Origin of the sequence: Atribacter sp. (assembly GCF_035418125.1) — a bacterium.
Classification (GTDB): domain Bacteria; phylum Atribacterota; class Atribacteria; order Atribacterales; family Atribacteraceae; genus Atribacter; species Atribacter allofermentans.
This window is the reverse complement of sequence record NZ_DAOLQM010000301.1, coordinates 1-2,402: the sequence shown is the minus strand read 5'-3', so window position 1 is coordinate 2,402 and position 2,402 is coordinate 1. Positions and strand designations below refer to the sequence as shown.

At 37.2% G+C, this 2,402-nt stretch carries 2 protein-coding genes; one reads left to right on the top strand and one right to left on the bottom strand.

Going from position 1 to position 2,402, the window contains the following annotated elements:
• Positions 1 to 699: 699 nt before the first annotated feature.
• Positions 700 to 912 (bottom strand): hypothetical protein, encoded by a 213-nt coding sequence (locus tag PLK24_RS10785; RefSeq protein WP_324479019.1) that lies wholly within the window; start codon positions 910 to 912, stop codon positions 700 to 702.
• Positions 913 to 1,282: 370 nt separating this feature from the next.
• Here PLK24_RS10785 and PLK24_RS10780 point away from each other — a divergent pair.
• The coding region (locus PLK24_RS10780) for an ABC transporter substrate-binding protein (protein WP_324479017.1) at positions 1,283 to 2,402 on the top strand (1,120 nt) is incomplete at its 3' end.

The window sequence follows — 2,402 nt, the reverse complement described above, 5'->3', positions numbered from 1 at the left end:
ATTGCAGAAGTGCATCTTGGTCGGTTTCATATTGGACGGAGATACCTAACATATCTCCATACACTGCTCTTATTGGATAAAAGGGCGATCCTCCAAAATGAGCCGGCATTTTGTAAATAAAATCGTCTTGAAACTTAAATTTTCCTCTCATGTTCCACCTCCCATAAAAATGATTTTCTTATTATAACTAATTTCATACCACATAATATATCCTTATGCCATTTTATTACACCAAATAAAGATGAAAAGATATCCCCCTCACCCTGACCCTCTCTGTACGAAGGGGCGAGGGAAAAAAATAAATAAAAAGATTAAATAGTTCCTTCTCCCTTGATGGGAGAAGGTGAGGATGAGGGTGAAAACCCAAGATTCGACATGCCATGGCAGGTCGCTACATTAATCGGGCGCAATAAATTGCGCCCCTACATTTTTTTAATTCTTTTGTAGGGGTTTGATTTATCATGCCCATGTATTTTTAGGATTAATTTTCATGCCATGTTACATCATTTGATAATAATGAAAATATGTATATGCCGATCAATTTCCCCCTTTAGCAAGGGGATTAGGTGGATTTGAATTTTTTACTGCTCCGTCACTACGAGGAATCCAACCGTTTTTTGGCTGGACGACGTCGCAATCTCACCCACCTTTTTACATTATTCTGAGGAGCATATTTTACGACGTGAGAATCTCATCTTTTTATTTATGTTTCTTTCTCTTTTTTCCAGAATAATCTTTTAAAAATATAAAGGCACCCTCCCCGCCGTAAAACGGCACCCCTCCAAGGAGGGGAATTGTTAAATTAATTCCCCCATTGAGGGGGGATTCAGGGGGGTGTGCCTTTTTTAGTTTTTTTGTTCGTTTTTTATCCATTCCTTTATTTTCAGGATAGATATCTTTTTTTTGATACATGAAAATCTTCTTGATGAAAACTCATTACTTATATAATCGGCAATTTTTTATAAAGATTGACTAAAAATAGCTAAATTTAAATTTTTTAGCAATAAATTATTAAGTCTCTATAGATAATTTTAAAAACATTTTTATTGATTTCCCATCAAAATATTGATAGTCTTCCCTTCTTCTTTTCGCTACTATTAAATTTATAAGTGGACATTTTTTAATAATTATCACATTAAGAGAGTTGAGTTATAATGATTTAGAAGGATTTTTTTGTTTGCTTCAAAAAATGACCAACCAGGGAGGTGAAGATATAAAAAGATTTACATAGGAATGGTTTTATGAGTTATTAAATCATTTCCAAACTAAGGAGGATGAATAAATGAAAAAAGGTTTAATTCTCTTAGGTTTATGTATTTTAATTGCATTCTCTTCTTGGGCTTGGGCGCAAGATATTGTTTTAATGCATGATAAAGGGGGTGCCCCTGACTGGCAAACCCCCTTTACTGAAATGGCGAATGTCGCCCAAAGTGAAATTGGAATTACCTTTGTCCCCACTCCATTTCCGGCAACCGACGTATTTATGTCAGCAGCAAGAACGGCTCTGCCGACTAATAAAGCTCCAGAATTATTTACCTGGTGGTCGGACTTTAGAATGAAACCATTGATCGATGCTGGCCTATTAGAAGATGTGACTTCACTCTGGGATAGTCATAAAGATGAATATGATCCGGCTTTTCGCAAGGCTTTTGAATCGGATGGTAAGGTATTTGGGGTACCTACCAATTTAGCTTACTGGGTAGTTTATTACAGCATTCCGGTCTTTGATAAATTAGGACTAAAAGAACCGCAAACTTGGGACGAATTCATCGCCATTTGCGATGCTTTAAAAGAAAATGACATCATCCCATTGGGAAGCACCGTCCAGGGAAGATGGCCGACCTTCATTTATTTTGAAGACTTGATGATCAGAACCAACCCAGATTTTTATGAAGCCCTGATGATTGGAAAAGCCAAATACTCCGACGAACCATCGAAAAAAGTTTTCACTCTCTGGAAAGAAATGATCGATAAAGGCTACTTTTCCGATCCCAGCACCGATATTTTTGGTGATTTTCCCCGGTTACTTGCTCAGGGAAAAGCTGGGATGATTTTAATCGGCAATTGGTATGAAGGTCAATTGATGGCGGCTGGACTTAACGTAGGAAAAGATGTTGGAGCTTTTATTCTCCCATCTATTGATCCACAGGTAGGAAATGTAATCATTTATGAAGCTGCTCCTATGTTGCTGGGTAAAAACGCTCCGAAAAAAGATGACGCTTTGAAAATTGCCGAGTGGTGGATGAATCCAGAAACCCAATATCAATGGTGTAAATTGCTTGGTTTCGTTCCATCAAATAAAAAATCTTCCACCGACTTTCTTTCGACCCCGATGCAAAACATAGTCAAACAAATTTCAGAAAAACAATACCGTTTAGTAAACCGTTTCTGGGAAGCAACAC